Origin of the sequence: Ruegeria atlantica (assembly GCF_013032455.1) — a bacterium.
In the GTDB taxonomy this organism is placed as follows: Bacteria; Pseudomonadota; Alphaproteobacteria; order Rhodobacterales; family Rhodobacteraceae; genus Ruegeria; species Ruegeria atlantica_B.
Map to the genome: position 1 here is coordinate 41,689 of NZ_WQCF01000002.1, position 15,099 is coordinate 56,787.

The 15,099-nt window shown below is 59.1% G+C and carries 15 protein-coding genes; 6 read left to right on the forward strand and 9 right to left on the reverse strand.

Going from position 1 to position 15,099, the window contains the following annotated elements; translation table 11 throughout:
- The 9 genes from ahbB (GOW93_RS04225) to GOW93_RS04265 all read right to left on the reverse strand — a co-directional run bounded on the left by ahbB (GOW93_RS04225) (position 1) and on the right by GOW93_RS04265 (position 8,426).
- Positions 1–483, reverse strand: coding sequence for a siroheme decarboxylase subunit beta (gene ahbB, locus GOW93_RS04225; RefSeq protein WP_170381878.1), 483 nt, complete (start codon positions 481–483; stop codon positions 1–3).
- Positions 480–929 carry an Lrp/AsnC family transcriptional regulator gene (locus GOW93_RS04230; protein WP_170381879.1) on the reverse strand — a complete coding sequence of 150 codons (450 nt, stop codon included), beginning with the start codon at positions 927–929 and terminating at the stop codon, positions 480–482. The genes ahbB (GOW93_RS04225) and GOW93_RS04230 overlap by 4 nt, the downstream gene beginning before the upstream one ends.
- Positions 926–1,915, reverse strand: a complete 990-nt coding sequence (gene ahbB, locus GOW93_RS04235) for a siroheme decarboxylase subunit beta (RefSeq protein ID WP_170381880.1) — start codon at positions 1,913–1,915, stop codon at positions 926–928. The genes GOW93_RS04230 and ahbB (GOW93_RS04235) overlap by 4 nt, the downstream gene beginning before the upstream one ends.
- Before the next feature lie 3 nt (positions 1,916–1,918).
- Positions 1,919–3,064 (reverse strand): cytochrome D1 domain-containing protein, encoded by a 1,146-nt coding sequence (locus tag GOW93_RS04240; protein ID WP_170381881.1) that lies wholly within the window; start codon positions 3,062–3,064, stop codon positions 1,919–1,921.
- Positions 3,061–3,384 (reverse strand): c-type cytochrome, encoded by a 324-nt coding sequence (locus GOW93_RS04245; RefSeq protein WP_170381882.1) that lies wholly within the window; start codon positions 3,382–3,384, stop codon positions 3,061–3,063. Before GOW93_RS04245 ends, GOW93_RS04240 begins: the two co-directional genes overlap by 4 nt.
- A 49-nt stretch (positions 3,385–3,433) precedes the next feature.
- Positions 3,434–4,195 carry a uroporphyrinogen-III C-methyltransferase gene (gene cobA / locus GOW93_RS04250; RefSeq protein WP_170381883.1) on the reverse strand — a complete coding sequence of 254 codons (762 nt, stop codon included), beginning with the start codon at positions 4,193–4,195 and terminating at the stop codon, positions 3,434–3,436.
- A gap of 189 nt (positions 4,196–4,384) precedes the next feature.
- On the reverse strand, positions 4,385–4,786 hold the full coding sequence (locus GOW93_RS04255; protein WP_170381884.1) for a cupredoxin domain-containing protein: 402 nt from the start codon (positions 4,784–4,786) through the stop codon (positions 4,385–4,387).
- A gap of 53 nt (positions 4,787–4,839) precedes the next feature.
- Entirely contained in the window at positions 4,840–6,627 is a 1,788-nt protein-coding gene (locus tag GOW93_RS04260; protein WP_170381885.1) for a NapC/NirT family cytochrome c, read from the reverse strand.
- Positions 6,628–6,749: 122 nt separating this feature from the next.
- On the reverse strand, positions 6,750–8,426 hold the full coding sequence (locus GOW93_RS04265; RefSeq protein ID WP_170381886.1) for a cytochrome D1 domain-containing protein: 1,677 nt from the start codon (positions 8,424–8,426) through the stop codon (positions 6,750–6,752).
- A 234-nt stretch (positions 8,427–8,660) separates the two neighbouring features.
- Here GOW93_RS04265 and GOW93_RS04270 point away from each other — a divergent pair, with 234 nt between their 5' ends.
- The 6 genes from GOW93_RS04270 to GOW93_RS04295 all read left to right on the forward strand — a co-directional run bounded on the left by GOW93_RS04270 (position 8,661) and on the right by GOW93_RS04295 (position 15,097).
- Complete coding sequence (locus GOW93_RS04270; protein WP_170381887.1) at positions 8,661–9,842, forward strand: NnrS family protein; 1,182 nt, start codon at positions 8,661–8,663, stop codon at positions 9,840–9,842.
- 99 nt (positions 9,843–9,941) lie between these two features.
- Positions 9,942–10,391 (forward strand): c-type cytochrome, encoded by a 450-nt coding sequence (locus GOW93_RS04275; RefSeq protein WP_170381888.1) that lies wholly within the window; start codon positions 9,942–9,944, stop codon positions 10,389–10,391.
- 16 nt (positions 10,392–10,407) lie between these two features.
- The gene (locus tag GOW93_RS04280; protein ID WP_170381889.1) at positions 10,408–11,808 is read left to right on the forward strand and encodes a cbb3-type cytochrome c oxidase subunit I; all 1,401 of its coding nucleotides are present in this window, start codon (positions 10,408–10,410) and stop codon (positions 11,806–11,808) included.
- A gap of 2 nt (positions 11,809–11,810) precedes the next feature.
- Positions 11,811–12,620 (forward strand): CbbQ/NirQ/NorQ/GpvN family protein, encoded by an 810-nt coding sequence (locus GOW93_RS04285; RefSeq protein ID WP_170381890.1) that lies wholly within the window; start codon positions 11,811–11,813, stop codon positions 12,618–12,620.
- Positions 12,621–12,629: 9 nt separating this feature from the next.
- Positions 12,630–14,552, forward strand: a complete 1,923-nt coding sequence (locus tag GOW93_RS04290) for a nitric oxide reductase activation protein NorD (RefSeq protein WP_170381891.1) — start codon at positions 12,630–12,632, stop codon at positions 14,550–14,552.
- On the forward strand, positions 14,549–15,097 hold the full coding sequence (locus GOW93_RS04295; RefSeq protein ID WP_170381892.1) for a cytochrome c oxidase subunit 3: 549 nt from the start codon (positions 14,549–14,551) through the stop codon (positions 15,095–15,097). The genes GOW93_RS04290 and GOW93_RS04295 overlap by 4 nt, the downstream gene beginning before the upstream one ends.
- Positions 15,098–15,099 lie beyond the last annotated feature (2 nt).

The window sequence follows — 15,099 nt, forward strand, 5'->3', positions numbered from 1 at the left end:
TCAGCCTTTCGTTTTCAGGCGCAGCCCGGTCTTTTTCAGGATGCGCGTGGAATAGAGGATATCTTTGGCACGGCAGGCATCGCCCAGAATAGCTGCGATCTCGGCGCGCTTTTCTTCGACTTCATCCCGGTCCGAGCCGTGAACCATGGCGAACAGGTTGTAGGGCCAGTCGGGCAAGGCACGCGGGCGCTCATAGCAATGGGTGACAAAGGGCAACGCGCCGATTTGCGCGCCCAATTTGGTGATGCGGGCATCGTCTACATCCCAGACGGTCATCCCGTTCGACGTCATGCCCAGTTTGTAATGGTTCGGAGCGGCGGCGATGCGACGAATGACTCCGCGGGATTTCAACTCGGCCAGACGGTACAACAGCGCGTCTTCGTCCAACCCCAGTGTTTTGGCCACCTGCGCATAGGGCGCGGACACCAGCGGCAGGCCACCTTGCAGCGCCTCGATAATCTCTCTGTCTTTCGCGTCGATCATGCCGCCACCCGGAAGCCGATGAAGAATTCCTGAAGTTTGGGGAATTGCAGGACCGCGATCCCGGTTTCCCGTTCGATAGCCTCGGCTGTGGCTGCGATCCCCTCGGGTGTTTCGGTCGCCAGAACGAACCACATGTTCAGCCGGTGCGTGCGTTCATAATTATGCGCTACCTCGGGATGCGCATTGACTTTGGTCAGGACGGTTTCGAATTCTTCGATCGGCACCGCCATGGCGCACAGACAGAACGCGCCGCCCATTGCGGCGGCGTCGAAGAAGGGGCCGAACCGGGTGATGATGCGTTCGTCTTTCAAACGGGAAAGACGGTTCAACAAGTCACTTTCTGCAATGTCTAGATCATCTGCAATCACGGCGTATGGGTGATTGGTCAGCGGCAGATCGTCTTGCATCCGGTTCAGGATCGCGCGGTCTGTTGCATCCAGCGTCATGCGGCGGCCTCTTTCGGTTGGATCAGTGCCCCAGTCTGTTTGAAGCAGCGGGTCGAGAACAGTACCTTGTGGCGCGCACCGGCCATTTCTGGCAGGGCGACCGCGGCCGACAAAACGTCCAGCGCTTCGCTGCGTGACCGGGCGTGGATCATCGAGTAAAGGCGATAGGGCCAGACATCCTCGACCGGATTACGTTCGTAACACAGGGTCACGCCGGGATGCGCTGCCAGGGCAGGGCCCGCCGTATCGATCTGATTGGCTGGCATGTCCCAGACCACCATCGCATTGGCCGACCAACCTAGCGCGCGGTGCCGCACGATGACACCAAGACGCGAGATTATACCGGCGCCTTGCAATGTCTCGATCCGTTCCATCACGTCATGCGTGTTCCGGCCCAACGACCGAGCCAGCGCATCGTAAGGGTCTGCGACCAGCGGCAGACCTGAACTGAGTGCTTGCAGCAGGGTAAGGTCTCCGTCCTGCATGGCCGTGCGGTCCACTTTGCGGGGGCCGGGTACGTTGCGGGTCTTGCCGGACATGCGGAAGCCCAGATCGACATTGAACGGGCGGACCAATCGCAGATCCAGCACGCGCAGCCCAGTGCGGTGACTGATGCGGGCTAGTGTGTCGTTGACATGCGCGCGGTCAGGGCCAGTGGCGACGAACCAAAGGTTCCACGTATCCTCGCGCTGATAGTTGTGGTTCACGCCAGGTTCAGAATCGATCAGGGCAGCGATCTCCTCCAGGCGGTCTTCCGGTGCGGAAACGGCGGCCAGAGTGCTGGCGGATACCGCACCTGGTGAAATTGTCGCGCCAACCCGAGTAATTCGACCGTTTGCGCGCATGCGGGTCAGACGGTCGATCACTTCGGCCTCTTCAAGACCCAACGCATTGCCCAGAATCTGAAATGGACGGTCGGTGATGGGAAAGTCACGCTGGAAATCGTCCAGCAGGCGGCGGTCGATCGGATCAGTGATGTGTTCCATCCGTTACAGCCCCGTTCTGTGCGCACGTGCGGTAAAGAAAATGCCCGAAGGGCTGTCGGCATCGATCTCACGCAGTTTTTCAAATGTTTGCGTGTCGTAGACCATGACCTTGTTGGCGTCGCGCACGCTGAGCCAAACCTCATGCCCGCGAGGCGTGAACTCCATGTGCAACACTGCGGGGCCGGGTTTGAATTCGTGGATGATCTCTTTGCTGACGCTGTCGATCACCTGAATCGTATCGTTCAACGGATGGGCGAAATTCACCCAGACCTGACGCCCGTCGGGCCGGGCCATAGCAAAGACCGGTTGCCCGTGCGTCTTGGTGCGTCCGGTCTCAGTCAGGGTGTCAGCGTCGATCCACAGAACTTCGTGATGGCCAACGGCGGGCAGGACGAATTCACGCCCGGTCAGCGCCCAACCTTCGAGGTGAGGCATCTTGTAGACGGGCATTTCTTCCTGTCCGCGTCCGTAATCAGGCAATACGCGGATCGGTTCGGGCGTCTCCGCCCAGAGATCCAGCGCGGTCAAACCGTCTTCGCCAAACAGGCCGGTGATATAGGTGCGGCCATTGGCGGTGATCAGCGCGTCATAGGGATTTTTACCCATGTCGGTGATCTTGGTGATCGCTGGATCGCCCTTGGCAAAATCGGCAATCCAGGTCTCGCCCGTGTCCCACATGGTAAAGACGAACCGACGACCTGGTGCGTCGACAAGGCCGATGGTTTTGCTGTCGGTGGGGATGTCCGCGACCATCTCCAGCGTGTCCGCATCAAAGACACGTACGCCGCCTGGTTCATAATTCGACACGGCGACCAGTTTGCCATCGTCCGAGATTGCACCGCCGATGGCGTTGCCTGCCTGCACGACGCGGTTTACGATCTGGCGGGTGACGATATCGACTTTGGTCAGGCCGCCATCGCGTCCGAACACGAAGGCAAAACGTTCATCGGGGGAGTAAACCAAAGAGGCGTGGGACAGATCGCCTAATCCTTCGATCCGCGCCAGCGCGGCCCGGTCTGATTGGTCGACCAGCAGTACCGATCCCTTGGCGCGCTCGATCACAAGACCAAGGTCTCCGGTTGCGGTGGGTTCGGCATAGGCCGCAGTCATCATCAGAGTAGCTGCAAGGCCAAGGATGAGATGTTTCATTGTGCCTCCTGTTCCAGCAGGTAACGAGCGATCCATTCGGCCTCTTCTTCGGTGATCAAAGGCCGCCAGGGGGGCATCGCGGTGTCGGGAATACCGTCTAGGATGACACCGGTTAGAACCTCAGGGTCATAGTGTTCCAGAGTTTCGGACCGCAGATCGGGGCCAAGACCGCCCTTCAAGGAAAGCCCGTGACACGATCCGCAATCCTGATGAACAAGCCGTTTCAGGGCGTTGGGGTCGATGGCATCTGCGGCAAAGGCCGAAGTAGCTACCAGTACGGCGGTTGTCAGAACGCTGCGCGCCACCCAACCAGAGCGCATCTCACGCCTGCGCGGTTGGGGGGCTTGCCCTCTGCATCTTGATCCTAGCCTAGCCATGAGCCTGTTCCAACAGGTCCGCCAAGGGCTGTTCTGCATAAAGCGATACGACCTTGCCGATGATAAACAGCGTCGGTGCTTTCAGATTGGCGTCGCGCACATCCGCCGCCAGCTGGTCCAATCGGGACACAAGACGGCGTTCGTCAGGGGTCGTGGCTTTGCCCACGGCCAGAACGGGGGTTGATCCGGGCAGGTTTTCCGTCATCAGCCCCATGGCGATCTGGCCGATATTGGCTACACCCATATAGACCACCAGCGTCGTTTCGGGATCGGCCAGGCGTTTCCAGTCCAGATCCAGCACCTTGTCGGCCTGCCGGTGACCGGTGACATATTGTACCGAAGTTGCCAGCCCGCGATGGGTCAGTGGTACCCCGGTGGAACAGGACGCGCCCTGTGCTGCAGTGATGCCGGGCGCGTATTCGACGGCGATGCCATTGGCCATCAGATGGGCCGCTTCTTCCGAGCCGCGACCGAAGATCATCGGATCGCCGCCCTTTAATCGGGCAACCGTGTGTCCGGCGTTGGCCTCTTCCACCAGGATTTCGTTGATACGATCCTGCGGCACCGTGTGGCATTTAGGGGCTTTGCCAACCGGGATCAGGCGCGCGTTGTCGGCATGCAGGTTGAGGATGTCTGCCGAGACCAGCCGGTCATAGACGACCACGTCGGCCTCTTGCAGCATGCGCAGGGCGCGCAGGGTCATCAACTCGGGGTCTCCGGGGCCGGCACCAATCAGAAAAACCTTACCGCTCATGTGCAAACTCGCTTGTTCTGAATGTATTCGAACCCGGATTTATTTCGCGCAGTCGGGACGTCGCTGGGTGGGCCGGGCGTGTCATGAGGGCAGGTTGGCTCAATCGTAAACCAACCTCCTTGACATAAGTTAAGGAGCGCGAGTTTTGCGCCCGCGCTCCTTTGATCTTGCCTGTATTTTTGCCTCGGCTCAGGGTTCTACGGTGATCATGCCGATCATGTTCTGGGTTTCCCAATGAGGGCCGCACAAATAGTCTTGCGATCCCGGTGTGAGGAATGTCAGGTCGAGCGTCTCCTCTGGGAACAACCGGTCGCTTTCCGGTTCACTACCATCTTTCAGAAGGACCGAATGGCTTGTGCGTTTGTCCACATTCACCCAACGGACCGTGGTGCCCGCTTTTACGGTCAATTCGAAGGGGCAGAAATTGTATTTGTACATGAGCACAACTTCGGCGTCCTCAACCGCCGAGGAAGGTTGACCAAACAGTTCGACATAGCGCTCTTCGGCCTCGGCGCAGATTTCGGCGGACCCATCCGCCATTGCGGGCGCCGCCAAGAGCAGCAGCGCGGGAAGAAGGTGGCGGAGTTTCATCGTCCATATCTCCTTTCCATAAGGGAAGGGGCCGGATTGCCCGGCCCCCTTTGTCATTGTTTTACCACGTTAATGCTGGCGCTGTCGTCATCCAACGCCAGGCTGGTGTTTAGCGTCACATGGTGGAACCGCGCTGCGGCAAAGTCATCGTGGATGGCAAAGCCGACCGTGTAGGTTTGACCAGCTTCCAGCGGCACATCACCGGGGGCGCCAGAGTTCAGAGGACGGCTGAAGACCACGGTCCATGTACCACCGGACAGCTCGGCCGATGCGGCGATCTCGCCGTCATTGACCACGCGCTGTTCCAGCAGGTAGCCGTTTGTGGCGCTGCCATCGGCGTAGACACGCATCAGGTCAAGATAGGTGCCGTCGGCCAGATACTGCTCGATCTGTTCAGCGGCGTGCAGTTTGTCCCAACCACCCATCGGCTTACCGCGGCGACCCTTGGTATCAACCTCGGTGCGGCTTTCGCTGATGTATTTGGTCACCGTGTCCTGCGCGGTCAGACGACCCGCGACATCACCATTGGCGGCGATTGCCTCCGCGCCCGGATCAAAGGGCATATAGGAGTTGTCGGCGTGGCACGAAGCCCAGCAACCAACCTGTTCACCCAGTTCGATACCGGTGCCAGTGATCATCATGGCAACCTTGATCTGGTTGTCGGGGTCCATCTTGCCACCGTCCACGAAGGGCGCAGGGCTATGACCCGCATCCGGCCATTGCAGACGAATGTACAGGTTTTCATCGTCATGAGCTGCCTGAACAGTAGCGTCGATCACACCGCGTTTACCGGGGATCGGGGTCGGTTCCAGTTCACCACCGGCGACAATCTTGTTGCCAATCGTGTCCAGCTCTTTGGCGTGACAGGTCGTGCATTGATCACCACCCTTGGTCAGAGGACGCGCGCCGCCATGGAACTTGCCGTTCTGGACCCATTCAAACGAGGCCTGGCCTGGGTAGAACAGTTTCAGATCCGTACTGGCCACGGCGTTCCAGTCGACGTTGCCTGGGACATCGCCGCCACCGCCGCCTGCGGGCGCCGCGGCTTCGTCTCCGTTTGCCTTGGCACGTTCTTCTGCAACGGCCGCGTCAACAGCGGCTGCGATTTGGGCCTGTACGGCCTCTTGCTGGGCCTTTTTAGCAGCTTTTTCTGCTTCGGCTTCAGCGGCCTCTTTGGCTTCAATGCGTTCAAGGCTGGCCAGATATTCAGGCGGGATTGGGCGGATGAAGGCCGGGTTGGGAGCTTCCAACTGCTCCAGATACTCTTCCTCGGCCCGATCACGCGCGTCCGAGTGTGCAATCCCCTTGTGACAGTCGATACAGGTCTGACCGATCTCCATCGCGTTCAGGTGCTGCTGACGGGCACGGGGTTTCTGAAACTCGGGCATCATCGATTCGAAGTCGTGGCAGTTGCGGCATTCGCGTGAGTCGCTGGACTTCATCCGCTCCCATTCGTTCATGGCCAGATGCACGCGCTTGGCTTCGAATTTCTCGCGGGTGTTAATGGTGCCGACCATCTTGCCATAGAGCTCTTTGGACGCCTTGATTTTGCGGATGATCTTGTGGGTCCAGTCTTTGGGTACGTGACAGTCCGAACAGACCGCGCCCACGCCCGAACGGTTCACGTCGTGGATCGTGCCGGTGTATTCCTCATAAACGAAATCTCGCATCTCGTGGCACGAAATGCAGAAATCTTTGGTGTTGGTTGCTTCCATGGCGGTGTTGAATCCGCCCCAGAAGACGATGCCGCCGACAAAGGCTGCGGCAATGCCGGCCACAGGCATTCCCCATAGGAAATACCGGCGCCAGATCGGTTTTTTCTTTTCCGGTTCGGAAGTCATATCCGGGCTCCGTTTTGGCTGTCTTGTCTGGCCTTGGGTGGCAGGCCGGTGAGTTTGGCTGATGGTCAAACGAGGAAAGGGCGGGCGAGGGGCCCGCCCTTTCCGGTTTTACTGCGAACCCGTTAGGTAACGTGGTTCGACCGGTTGTAGACGTTGAACTTGCCGGTCGGGGCATACAGCCCTTCGATGCGACCGATTTCTTCCAGCGTCTTGGCGTCGAAGATCACGATCTGACCGTTGGGCTCTTTCGAGTCCGACAGGTTCCACTTGGAAACCCAGACCTCGGTGCCATCCGCGTTGAACTCGAAGTGTACGGCAGCGCTGCCTTCATCTTCGGTGATCTGGATGGTTTTCACGATCTCGCCGGTCTCTTTCGAGATGACCTGCACCGATTGCTGAATTTCAGGCTCGGGGTGCTTGGTCTGGTCAGCCCAGATGTAGTCCGAGTTCGGGTGGGTGCGGACAAACAGGCCGGGCCCGTCTGTTTCCACTTCGTAGCAAACCTTCCAGGCATCGTCCGGACGGTTCTCGGGGTCGTTGCCCCAGACAGTCACAGTACCAACACCAAGGTGGGTTGTGCCAGCCACCGGACCACAGTTCGGGTCAACCCAGTTGGCGCCGGGGCCAGGGTGCGGTAGCGCGGCTGTGTCGATCATCGCCTCAAGCTTGTGAGTTTCAGTGTCGACGACAACCATCTTGTTCGACGCGTTCGCGGCGATCTGGAAGTACCGGCCTGTCGGGTCAAAGAAACCGTCATGCAGGAACTTGGCGCTGTCGATCTTGTCGATCCGCAGGTTATCCAGGTCGGTATAATCAACCTGCCACAGCTGACCCAATTCCTTGATCGCGACGATCCAGGTCGGTTCGTTCGGCGTTGTGTAGATTGCGGCCACACGGGCCTCTTCCACATAGTCGCCGTCCACGTTCACACCGCGGGTCGATACAACCTTGACCGGTTCCATTGTCTGGGCATCTACGATTGCAAAGTGCGGCGGCCAGTAACCACCACCGATGACGTATTTGCCGTCGCCGGAAACGGCCACGTCGCGTGCGTCATAGGCAATCTTGACTTCCGAAACCAACATGTTCTCGGGCTTCTGCCAGAGGTCGATCTTGGTCATCTTGCCGTCGCGGCCCATGGTGTACCAGAAGCGGCCGGGATGTTCCGGCTCGGTAATGCTGTGGTGTTCCGATGCTTTCAGAACGTGCACGGCGTAACCTGTCGGAATGTGTGTCAGCACTTCTTTGGTGTCACCGTCGATAACGGCTACTTTACCTACGTCACGCTCGATGACGACGAAGAAGTTTTCCCAGTTGCGGCCGTGAAGCGGCTCGGTCGGGTAGTCGGCTTCTTCGACATAGACCTTGCGGGTCTCTTTCATCTGCTCCAGCGACATCTCAGGCGGCTTGGGGGCCTCCATCTGAATGTACGTCGCCATATCCTTGATTTCCTGCTCGGTCATGATGTCCGAGAAGTTGTTCATACCGCCTTCGGTACCCCAGGCGATGATTTTCTCAAGACGTTCCTGCCCGAGTGCAAGGGTTCCGCCTTCGGTCACGGTTCCGTCGGCTGCGGTTTTCTTCCAATGTGGTTCAAGACTCTTGCCTGTGGCGCCTTTGCGCAGAACGCCGTGACAGCCTGCGCATTGTTCGAAATAAAGCTGTTTGGATGATTCAAACGCTTCCTCGCTGAGGGTTGGCTCTTCGGCGAAGGCTGGTGCAGCGACGCTGCCCAGCAGCATCGCCAAACCGGCCCCAAAGGCGCGGCCAGTTTTGTTGTAGCTGATTCCAAGTGACATGATCACTCTCCATTTGCGTGGTGAGGCAGGTCCAAGGGTGAGACATCGCGCGTGGGCGCTCCTTGACGAAAGTCAACACCGGGGGTGTAAATTGACGCGCAGAAGGGAAAAAAGTACTAAATAACTCCCGTAAAATAAGCGTTTTAGACATATGTTTAGGGCGCTTTTGATTTTGGTTAAGTCACGCAAGTGGGCGCGCTGCTAGGGCTGAGAAAACGGTCAAGGAGAGCAGTCATGTCCACCGTCGTCACCCGTGTTCTCGGAGAGGGATTTCGTGTTTTCTTCCTGTCTGCGGGTCTTTATGGGCTGTTCGTGGGGTTGGTCTGGGGGCTGTGGCTGACTGCGCCCTATCTAGCACCGGATTACGGCATGACTCCACCGATGTGGCATGCCCATGAAATGATCTTTGGCTATGCCACGGCTGCGCTGGGCGGATTCTTCCTGACGGCTGTGCCGAATTGGACAGGTGCGCCCGAAGCGCGCGCTCGCTTTATAACATTTGCCGCTGGACTGTGGCTGGCCGGGCGGATGGCGATGTGGTTTTCGGGGATGCTGCCGCCTGTCTTCGTTGCCGTGGTTGACCTGGCCTTTGTGCCTGTTTTGGCAGCCAAAATCCTGACCCAGTTGATCCGGCGCCCGAAACCGCAAAACATGATTTTCCTCCTGCTGCTGACCCTGATTTGGGTCGCAGACTTGCTGACACATCTGGAATGGATGGGAGTCACGTCGGATACGCTGCAGATTGGATTGCGCGCGGGGCTGCTGTCGCTGTGTTCAATGATTGCCATTCTGGGTGGGCGGATCACCCCGGCCTTTACAAGAAATGCTATGAAACGCGCGGGCGAACCCGAGGCCGCCTGGCCGGTTTCAGTTCCAGTTTTGGACAAAGCAGGCATGATTCTGGCGTTGGTTCTGCCTCTTAGCGTTCTGGTGCTAGGCGCAGGGCTGGTTCCCGGGATTGGGGCATTGGCTTTAGGAGGTGTGCAGATTCTGCGCATGGCACGCTGGCGTGCGCGCTGGGCTGCGCGGCAACCGATTCTTCTGGCTTTGCATCTGGGGCTCGGAATGTTGGCGACGGGGCTGATACTCTGGGGATTGGCGGTGCTGGGCCTTGGCAACGAGGTCGCTGCACTGCACGTCCTGGGAATCGGCTGCGTCGGCGGGATGACCCTAGCGGTCATGAGTCGCGCAGCGCTGGGCCACAGTGGTCGCGCATTGATCGCGCCGGGACCGATGGTGGTTGCATATGGGCTGATGGCCGTCGCCGCCCTGTCGCGTTGGGTCGGTGGCGAATTGAACGGGGGTTACTTGGTAGCGATGTTGCTGTCGGACGGATTGTGGATCTGCGCCTTTGCTCTGTACCTGATTGCCATGTGGCCCGCGCTGACCGGTCCCCGCGCGGCCCGGGCGGGATGAATTTTAATTACTTCAGCTGGTCTTGACTTTCGTTAAGGAGACACCATGGCCCAGCCGCCATGTTGGTCAGACTAGCTAATCTGCGCAAAGGAGAGCGCAATGCGAGAAGTCATGACCAAGAGCATGGCCCGCAACATATTCTATGGCGGGTCACTGTTCTTTATCCTCATCTTTCTGGCCCTGTCGGCCCATTCACACTGGTACATCGTGAATTCCGAGAATTCGGCAAAACTCGATGAAAGTGTGGTCCGGGGCAAACATGTTTGGGAAAAACACGCCTGTATCAACTGTCATACGATTCTGGGTGAAGGGGCCTACTTTGCCCCCGAAGTCGCGAATGTGATGACCCGCTGGGGTGTTCTGGACGACCCGGAAACAGCCTTTGAGGCCCTTAAGGGCTGGATGGAGGCGCAGCCGACCGGCATTCCCGGTCGTCGGCAGATGCCGCAATTCAACCTCAGCGACGAAGAACTCCGCGACCTGACCAACTTCCTGATCTGGACGGATAATATCGACGCTCAGGGCTGGCCGCCTAACGAGGCCGGTTGAGAAAGGGAACGGAGAAATGAAATACGAATCCCAAAAAATCGCCTACGCCTACTTTGCGGTGGCAATGGCCCTGTTTGCGATACAGGTGATCGGCGGCCTTCTGGCCGGTCTGATCTATGTATTCCCGAACTTCCTGAGTGAGCTTCTGCCGTTCAATATCGTGCGGATGCTGCACACCAACTCATTGATCGTCTGGCTGATCCTGGGCTTTTTCGGTGCGGCTTACTTCCTGATCCCAGAAGAATCTGAACGTGAGATCCATTCGCCCAAGCTGGCCTATCTGCAGCTGATCATCCTTGTGGTCGGTACGCTGGGCGTGGTTGTGACCTATGTCTTCAACCTGTTCGAAGGCAACTGGCTACTGGGTAAAGAGGGGCGCGAGTTCCTTGAGCAGCCAAAATGGGTCAAGGCGGGCATCGTCGTGGCCGCGCTGATCTTCCTTTACAACGTGTCGATGACTGTTCTGAAGGGCAAGAAGACCGCTATCACCAACATCCTTCTGTTGGGTCTGTGGGGTCTGGCGCTGCTGTTCCTGTTTGCCTTCTACAATCCGGGCAACCTGGCCCTGGACAAACAATACTGGTGGTATGTTGTCCACCTGTGGGTTGAAGGCGTGTGGGAACTGATCATGGCCTCGATCCTGGCCTACCTGATGCTGAAGCTGACCGGTGTTGACCGTGAAATCGTCGAAAAATGGCTTTATGTCATCGTCGCAGCCGCGCTGTTCTCGGGCATCCTTGGCACGGGTCACCACTACTACTGGATCGGTACGCCTGCGTACTGGCAGTGGATCGGTTCGATCTTCTCGAGCCTCGAGGTAATCCCGTTCTTCGCAATGATGGCCTTTGCCTTCGTCATGGTTTGGAAGGGCCGTCGTGACCACCCCAACAAGGCTGCGCTGCTGTGGTCGCTGGGCTGTGCCACGCTTGCCTTCTTCGGTGCCGGTGTATGGGGCTTCCTGCACACGCTGCACGGGGTGAACTACTATACCCACGGTACCCAGATCACTGCGGCCCACGGCCACCTGGCCTTCTACGGTGCCTATGTCTGTCTCAACCTGGCGATCTTCAGCTACGCGATGCCGATCCTGAAGAACCGTGATCCGTACAACCAAGTGCTGAACATGGGTTCGTTCTGGCTGATGACCAGCGGTATGGTCTTCATGACCTTCGTGCTGACCTTCGGCGGTACCGTGCAGACACACATGCAACGTGTGGTCGGAGACTACTTCATGGACGTACAAGACCAGATCGCGATCTTCTACTGGATGCGTCTTGGTTCGGGTATCGTCGTTGTCCTCGGCGCGCTGCTGTTCATCTACTCGATCTGGGTGCCCCGGAAAGAGATGGTTGAACCCGGCCCGATCGAACGCGACCGGCTGGAAAACGATCCTGACCACGTCGCAGCGGAGTCATGAAGATGGACGGCTCAAGAAACATGGGAATGGGGGCGGCAAACGCCCCCTTCTACCTCGCCCAAGGTGATGAATGCGATGTGTTCACTGCCGCCTACAATAATGACTTGCCGGTTCTGCTGAAAGGTCCGACAGGCTGCGGCAAAACCCGCTTTGTGGCCCATATGGCCGCCCGCCTTGGCCGCCCGCTTTATACGGTCGCCTGCCATGACGACTTGGCAGCCGCAGACCTGATCGGTCGCTATCTTCTGAAGGGTGGAGAAACCGTCTGGGTCGATGGCCCCCTGACCCGGGCGGTGCGTGAAGGCGCGATCTGCTATCTCGACGAGGTTGTCGAGGCCCGCAAAGACGTCACCGTCGTGTTGCACCCCCTGACCGACGACCGACGTATCCTGCCGATCGACCGCACCGGCGAAGAGCTTGAGGCCGCACCCGGTTTCATGCTGGTCGCTTCGTATAACCCAGGATACCAAAATATCCTGAAAACCCTGAAACCCTCGACCCGGCAACGGTTTATCTCGCTGGAATTCGACTTCCCGTCGCCCGAGATGGAGGCCGAAGTTGTAGCCCAGGAAAGCGGGCTGGCGCTGGAGCGCTGCAAGCCGCTGATCCGGTTGGCGAACAAGCTGCGCGGGCTCAAGGGTCAGGACCTAGAGGAAGGCGTTTCCACCCGTCTGGTCGTTTATGCCGCGACGCTGATCGCACAGGGCATGTCGACCGACCGCGCCATCCTTGCCGCAATGATCGAACCTCTGACTGATGACGAGGATATCAAACGCGGGCTCCTCGATCTTGTCACGGCTGTCTTTGGGTGAGGCCGGCCGATGGTCAAGATCGATTTCGAGCCATGGGAACCCGAAGAAACGATCGGGAAACTGTGGCACACCCTTGCCAGCCGCCTCGATGCACCTGAGGTGCATGTTGGAGCCGCGGTCGACCTCTCTGAGGTCGCGGGGCGGTTGGCTGTCCTCTTCCGAGGGCTTGGGGGTAGTCCGGGCGTCGAATTGCGCCCGGTCTCACCCGAGGTTTCACGACACCGGCTAAGTTGGCGCCGCAAGCTGGCGACCGAAGCCGAGCTGATGCCGCGTGCCTCGTTCGATGGCGAAGTTCTGCGCCTGCCGGACCGGTTGGCCGTTTTCCCCGCGCGCGAAGCAAACGGCGCGCTCTATGTCTGGTTGGCGGCCGCAGCGGCCCATGCCGGTACCCGAATTGATGAAGACGATCCGCTGCGTGCCGACCTGCGCGCGCTGATCGCGGCGCAGAGCATGGTCGAGGCGACATTGGACGATGCCTCTGGCCTGCGCCCGCTTTATACCGAGCTTTGTAAAGGGGTTCTCCATCACCGCGACATTTCCGGCCTTCCGCCGGTTGAAGCTACCGTTGAAGAGCTGGTTCGTCACATGCTGGGCGACCCCGCGCCCCTGCCCCCGAAGGCCGAGCAGCTTTTGGCTCTGGGCGATGACCTGACCGCCCCGCGTGGGTATCAGCATTTCCGGCCTGTCCCACTGTGGCCAGAGCTGCGCCCGGTTGGGTTTTCGGAACATAACGAGGTAGAGAACCCTGAAACCGAAGGTCCACCTGAAGAATCCAGTGAGAAAACCCACCGCGCGCGCCGCCGCAAATCGGATCAGGCCAACCGCAGCGACAGTTTTATTCTGCATAAGTTTGAGGCCATTCTCAGCTGGGCCGAGTTCCTGAACATCAATCGTCGCATCGACGACGATGATCCTGACAATGCAAAGAAAGCCGCCGATGATCAGGAAGAAATCGGCCTGGGCCAGATTTCCAAGGCGCCGCCGACCAAGTTGAAACTGCATCTGGATCTTGCACCCGAGGACGTGAACCGTGAACGCCTTTCCGGCCGTATCCTCTATCCTGAATGGGATGTGCGGACCGGTCAGTATCTGCCGGACCACGTCAATGTCCTGTTGTCGGATGCCGATATCCGCGAAGATGCCGCCGAGTTTGGCAAGGACCCCGCTACCGCCCGCCGCATCCGCTCTGTGAAACGCCAGTTCGAGGCCCTGCGCCCCGGTCGGGTGATGACGCGCGGTCATCTGGACGGAGATCAGTTGGATATTGAGGCCGCTGTGCGGGCGCAGGTGGACCGCTGCGCCAATGGCGAAGGTACCGAACGCATATGGATGCAATCCCGCCCAGAGGCCCGTGATCTGGCCGTGTCGATCCTGCTGGACGTCAGCCGCTCGACCGAAAGTGCCGTCACCGGCCGCGCCGTGATCGACATCGAACGCGAGGCGCTCGCCGCGCTTGCCTGGGGCCTGAATGCCTGCGGCGACGATTTCGCCATCCACGCCTTCAGTTCGCTGAAACGACAGCGAGTCTACGTGCAGCGCTGCAAGCGGTTCGATGAACCGATGGGCTCTCTGGTCGAACAGCGCATCGCCTCGTTGCGGCCCGGACACTATACTCGGCTGGGGGCAGCGATCCGCCATTGCTCGGCCGATCTGGCAGAGCAGTCGCGCAAACGCCGTTTGCTTTTGGTGATCACCGACGGCAAACCCAACGACCTGGATCACTACGAAGGCCGCCACGGTATTGAGGACACCTGCATGGCTGTCCGCGAGGCGCGCCGGGGCGGGCAGTCGGTCTTTGGCGTCACAATCGACAAAACCGGCAAAAGCTGGTTCCCGCGCATGTTCGGGCAGGGCGGTTTTGCTGTCATACCAGACCCGCACCGTCTGACCATGGCCCTGCCGCAGATTTATCGTCAACTGGTTGGCGCATGAGCGATGCGTCTCTGATCGACGAGCTTCCGGGCGAGTTGCTTATGTGGGTGCTGATCATCTCGGAACTGCTGGTATTCGGTGCCGGGATGGTTGCCTTCATGGGGGTGCGCCTGACTGACCCGGCAGGCTTTGCCGAGGCGCAGTCGCACCTGCACCGCACCGGTGCTGCATTCAATACGGCTGTTCTGGTCACCTCGGGCTATCTGGCCGCGCAGGCGTTGCAATGGCGTCAGGTGGCGCGTCGCGGTGTGGCCCGTCTGGCGCTGATCGGGGCGGCCTTTCTGGGTGTGGTGTTTCTGGTCATCAAGGGCGTGGAATATGCGGATAAGGCAGCGCAGGGTATCAGTTATGAAAGCCACCCTTTCTTTTTGTTCTATTACTTGCTGACTGGCTTTCACGCGGCTCATGTGCTGGCCGGGGTGGGTATCCTGCTGCTGGTCACCTGGCGAGATGATCCCCGCAACATAGAGGCGGGCGCGCAGTTCTGGCACATGGTTGATCTGGTTTGGATCATGCTGTTTCCAGTGGTTTACCTGTTGGGATGAAC

What these genes read in the sequence shown, in the direction of transcription:
- ahbB (WP_170381880.1), bottom strand. Translation starts at nt 1,915, where the DNA reads ATGGAACACATCACTGATCCGATCGACCGCCGCCTGCTGGACGATTTC.
- GOW93_RS04240 (WP_170381881.1), bottom strand. Translation starts at nt 3,064, where the DNA reads ATGAAACATCTCATCCTTGGCCTTGCAGCTACTCTGATGATGACTGCG.
- GOW93_RS04270 (WP_170381887.1), top strand. Translation starts at nt 8,661, where the DNA reads ATGTCCACCGTCGTCACCCGTGTTCTCGGAGAGGGATTTCGTGTTTTC.
- GOW93_RS04265 (WP_170381886.1), bottom strand. Translation starts at nt 8,426, where the DNA reads ATGTCACTTGGAATCAGCTACAACAAAACTGGCCGCGCCTTTGGGGCC.
- GOW93_RS04260 (WP_170381885.1), bottom strand. Translation starts at nt 6,627, where the DNA reads ATGACTTCCGAACCGGAAAAGAAAAAACCGATCTGGCGCCGGTATTTC.
- GOW93_RS04245 (WP_170381882.1), bottom strand. Translation starts at nt 3,384, where the DNA reads ATGCGCTCTGGTTGGGTGGCGCGCAGCGTTCTGACAACCGCCGTACTG.
- GOW93_RS04280 (WP_170381889.1), top strand. Translation starts at nt 10,408, where the DNA reads ATGAAATACGAATCCCAAAAAATCGCCTACGCCTACTTTGCGGTGGCA.
- GOW93_RS04285 (WP_170381890.1), top strand. Translation starts at nt 11,811, where the DNA reads ATGGACGGCTCAAGAAACATGGGAATGGGGGCGGCAAACGCCCCCTTC.
- GOW93_RS04295 (WP_170381892.1), top strand. Translation starts at nt 14,549, where the DNA reads ATGAGCGATGCGTCTCTGATCGACGAGCTTCCGGGCGAGTTGCTTATG.
- ahbB (WP_170381878.1), bottom strand. Translation starts at nt 483, where the DNA reads ATGATCGACGCGAAAGACAGAGAGATTATCGAGGCGCTGCAAGGTGGC.
- GOW93_RS04230 (WP_170381879.1), bottom strand. Translation starts at nt 929, where the DNA reads ATGACGCTGGATGCAACAGACCGCGCGATCCTGAACCGGATGCAAGAC.
- GOW93_RS04275 (WP_170381888.1), top strand. Translation starts at nt 9,942, where the DNA reads ATGCGAGAAGTCATGACCAAGAGCATGGCCCGCAACATATTCTATGGC.
- GOW93_RS04290 (WP_170381891.1), top strand. Translation starts at nt 12,630, where the DNA reads ATGGTCAAGATCGATTTCGAGCCATGGGAACCCGAAGAAACGATCGGG.
- GOW93_RS04255 (WP_170381884.1), bottom strand. Translation starts at nt 4,786, where the DNA reads ATGAAACTCCGCCACCTTCTTCCCGCGCTGCTGCTCTTGGCGGCGCCC.
- cobA (WP_170381883.1), bottom strand. Translation starts at nt 4,195, where the DNA reads ATGAGCGGTAAGGTTTTTCTGATTGGTGCCGGCCCCGGAGACCCCGAG.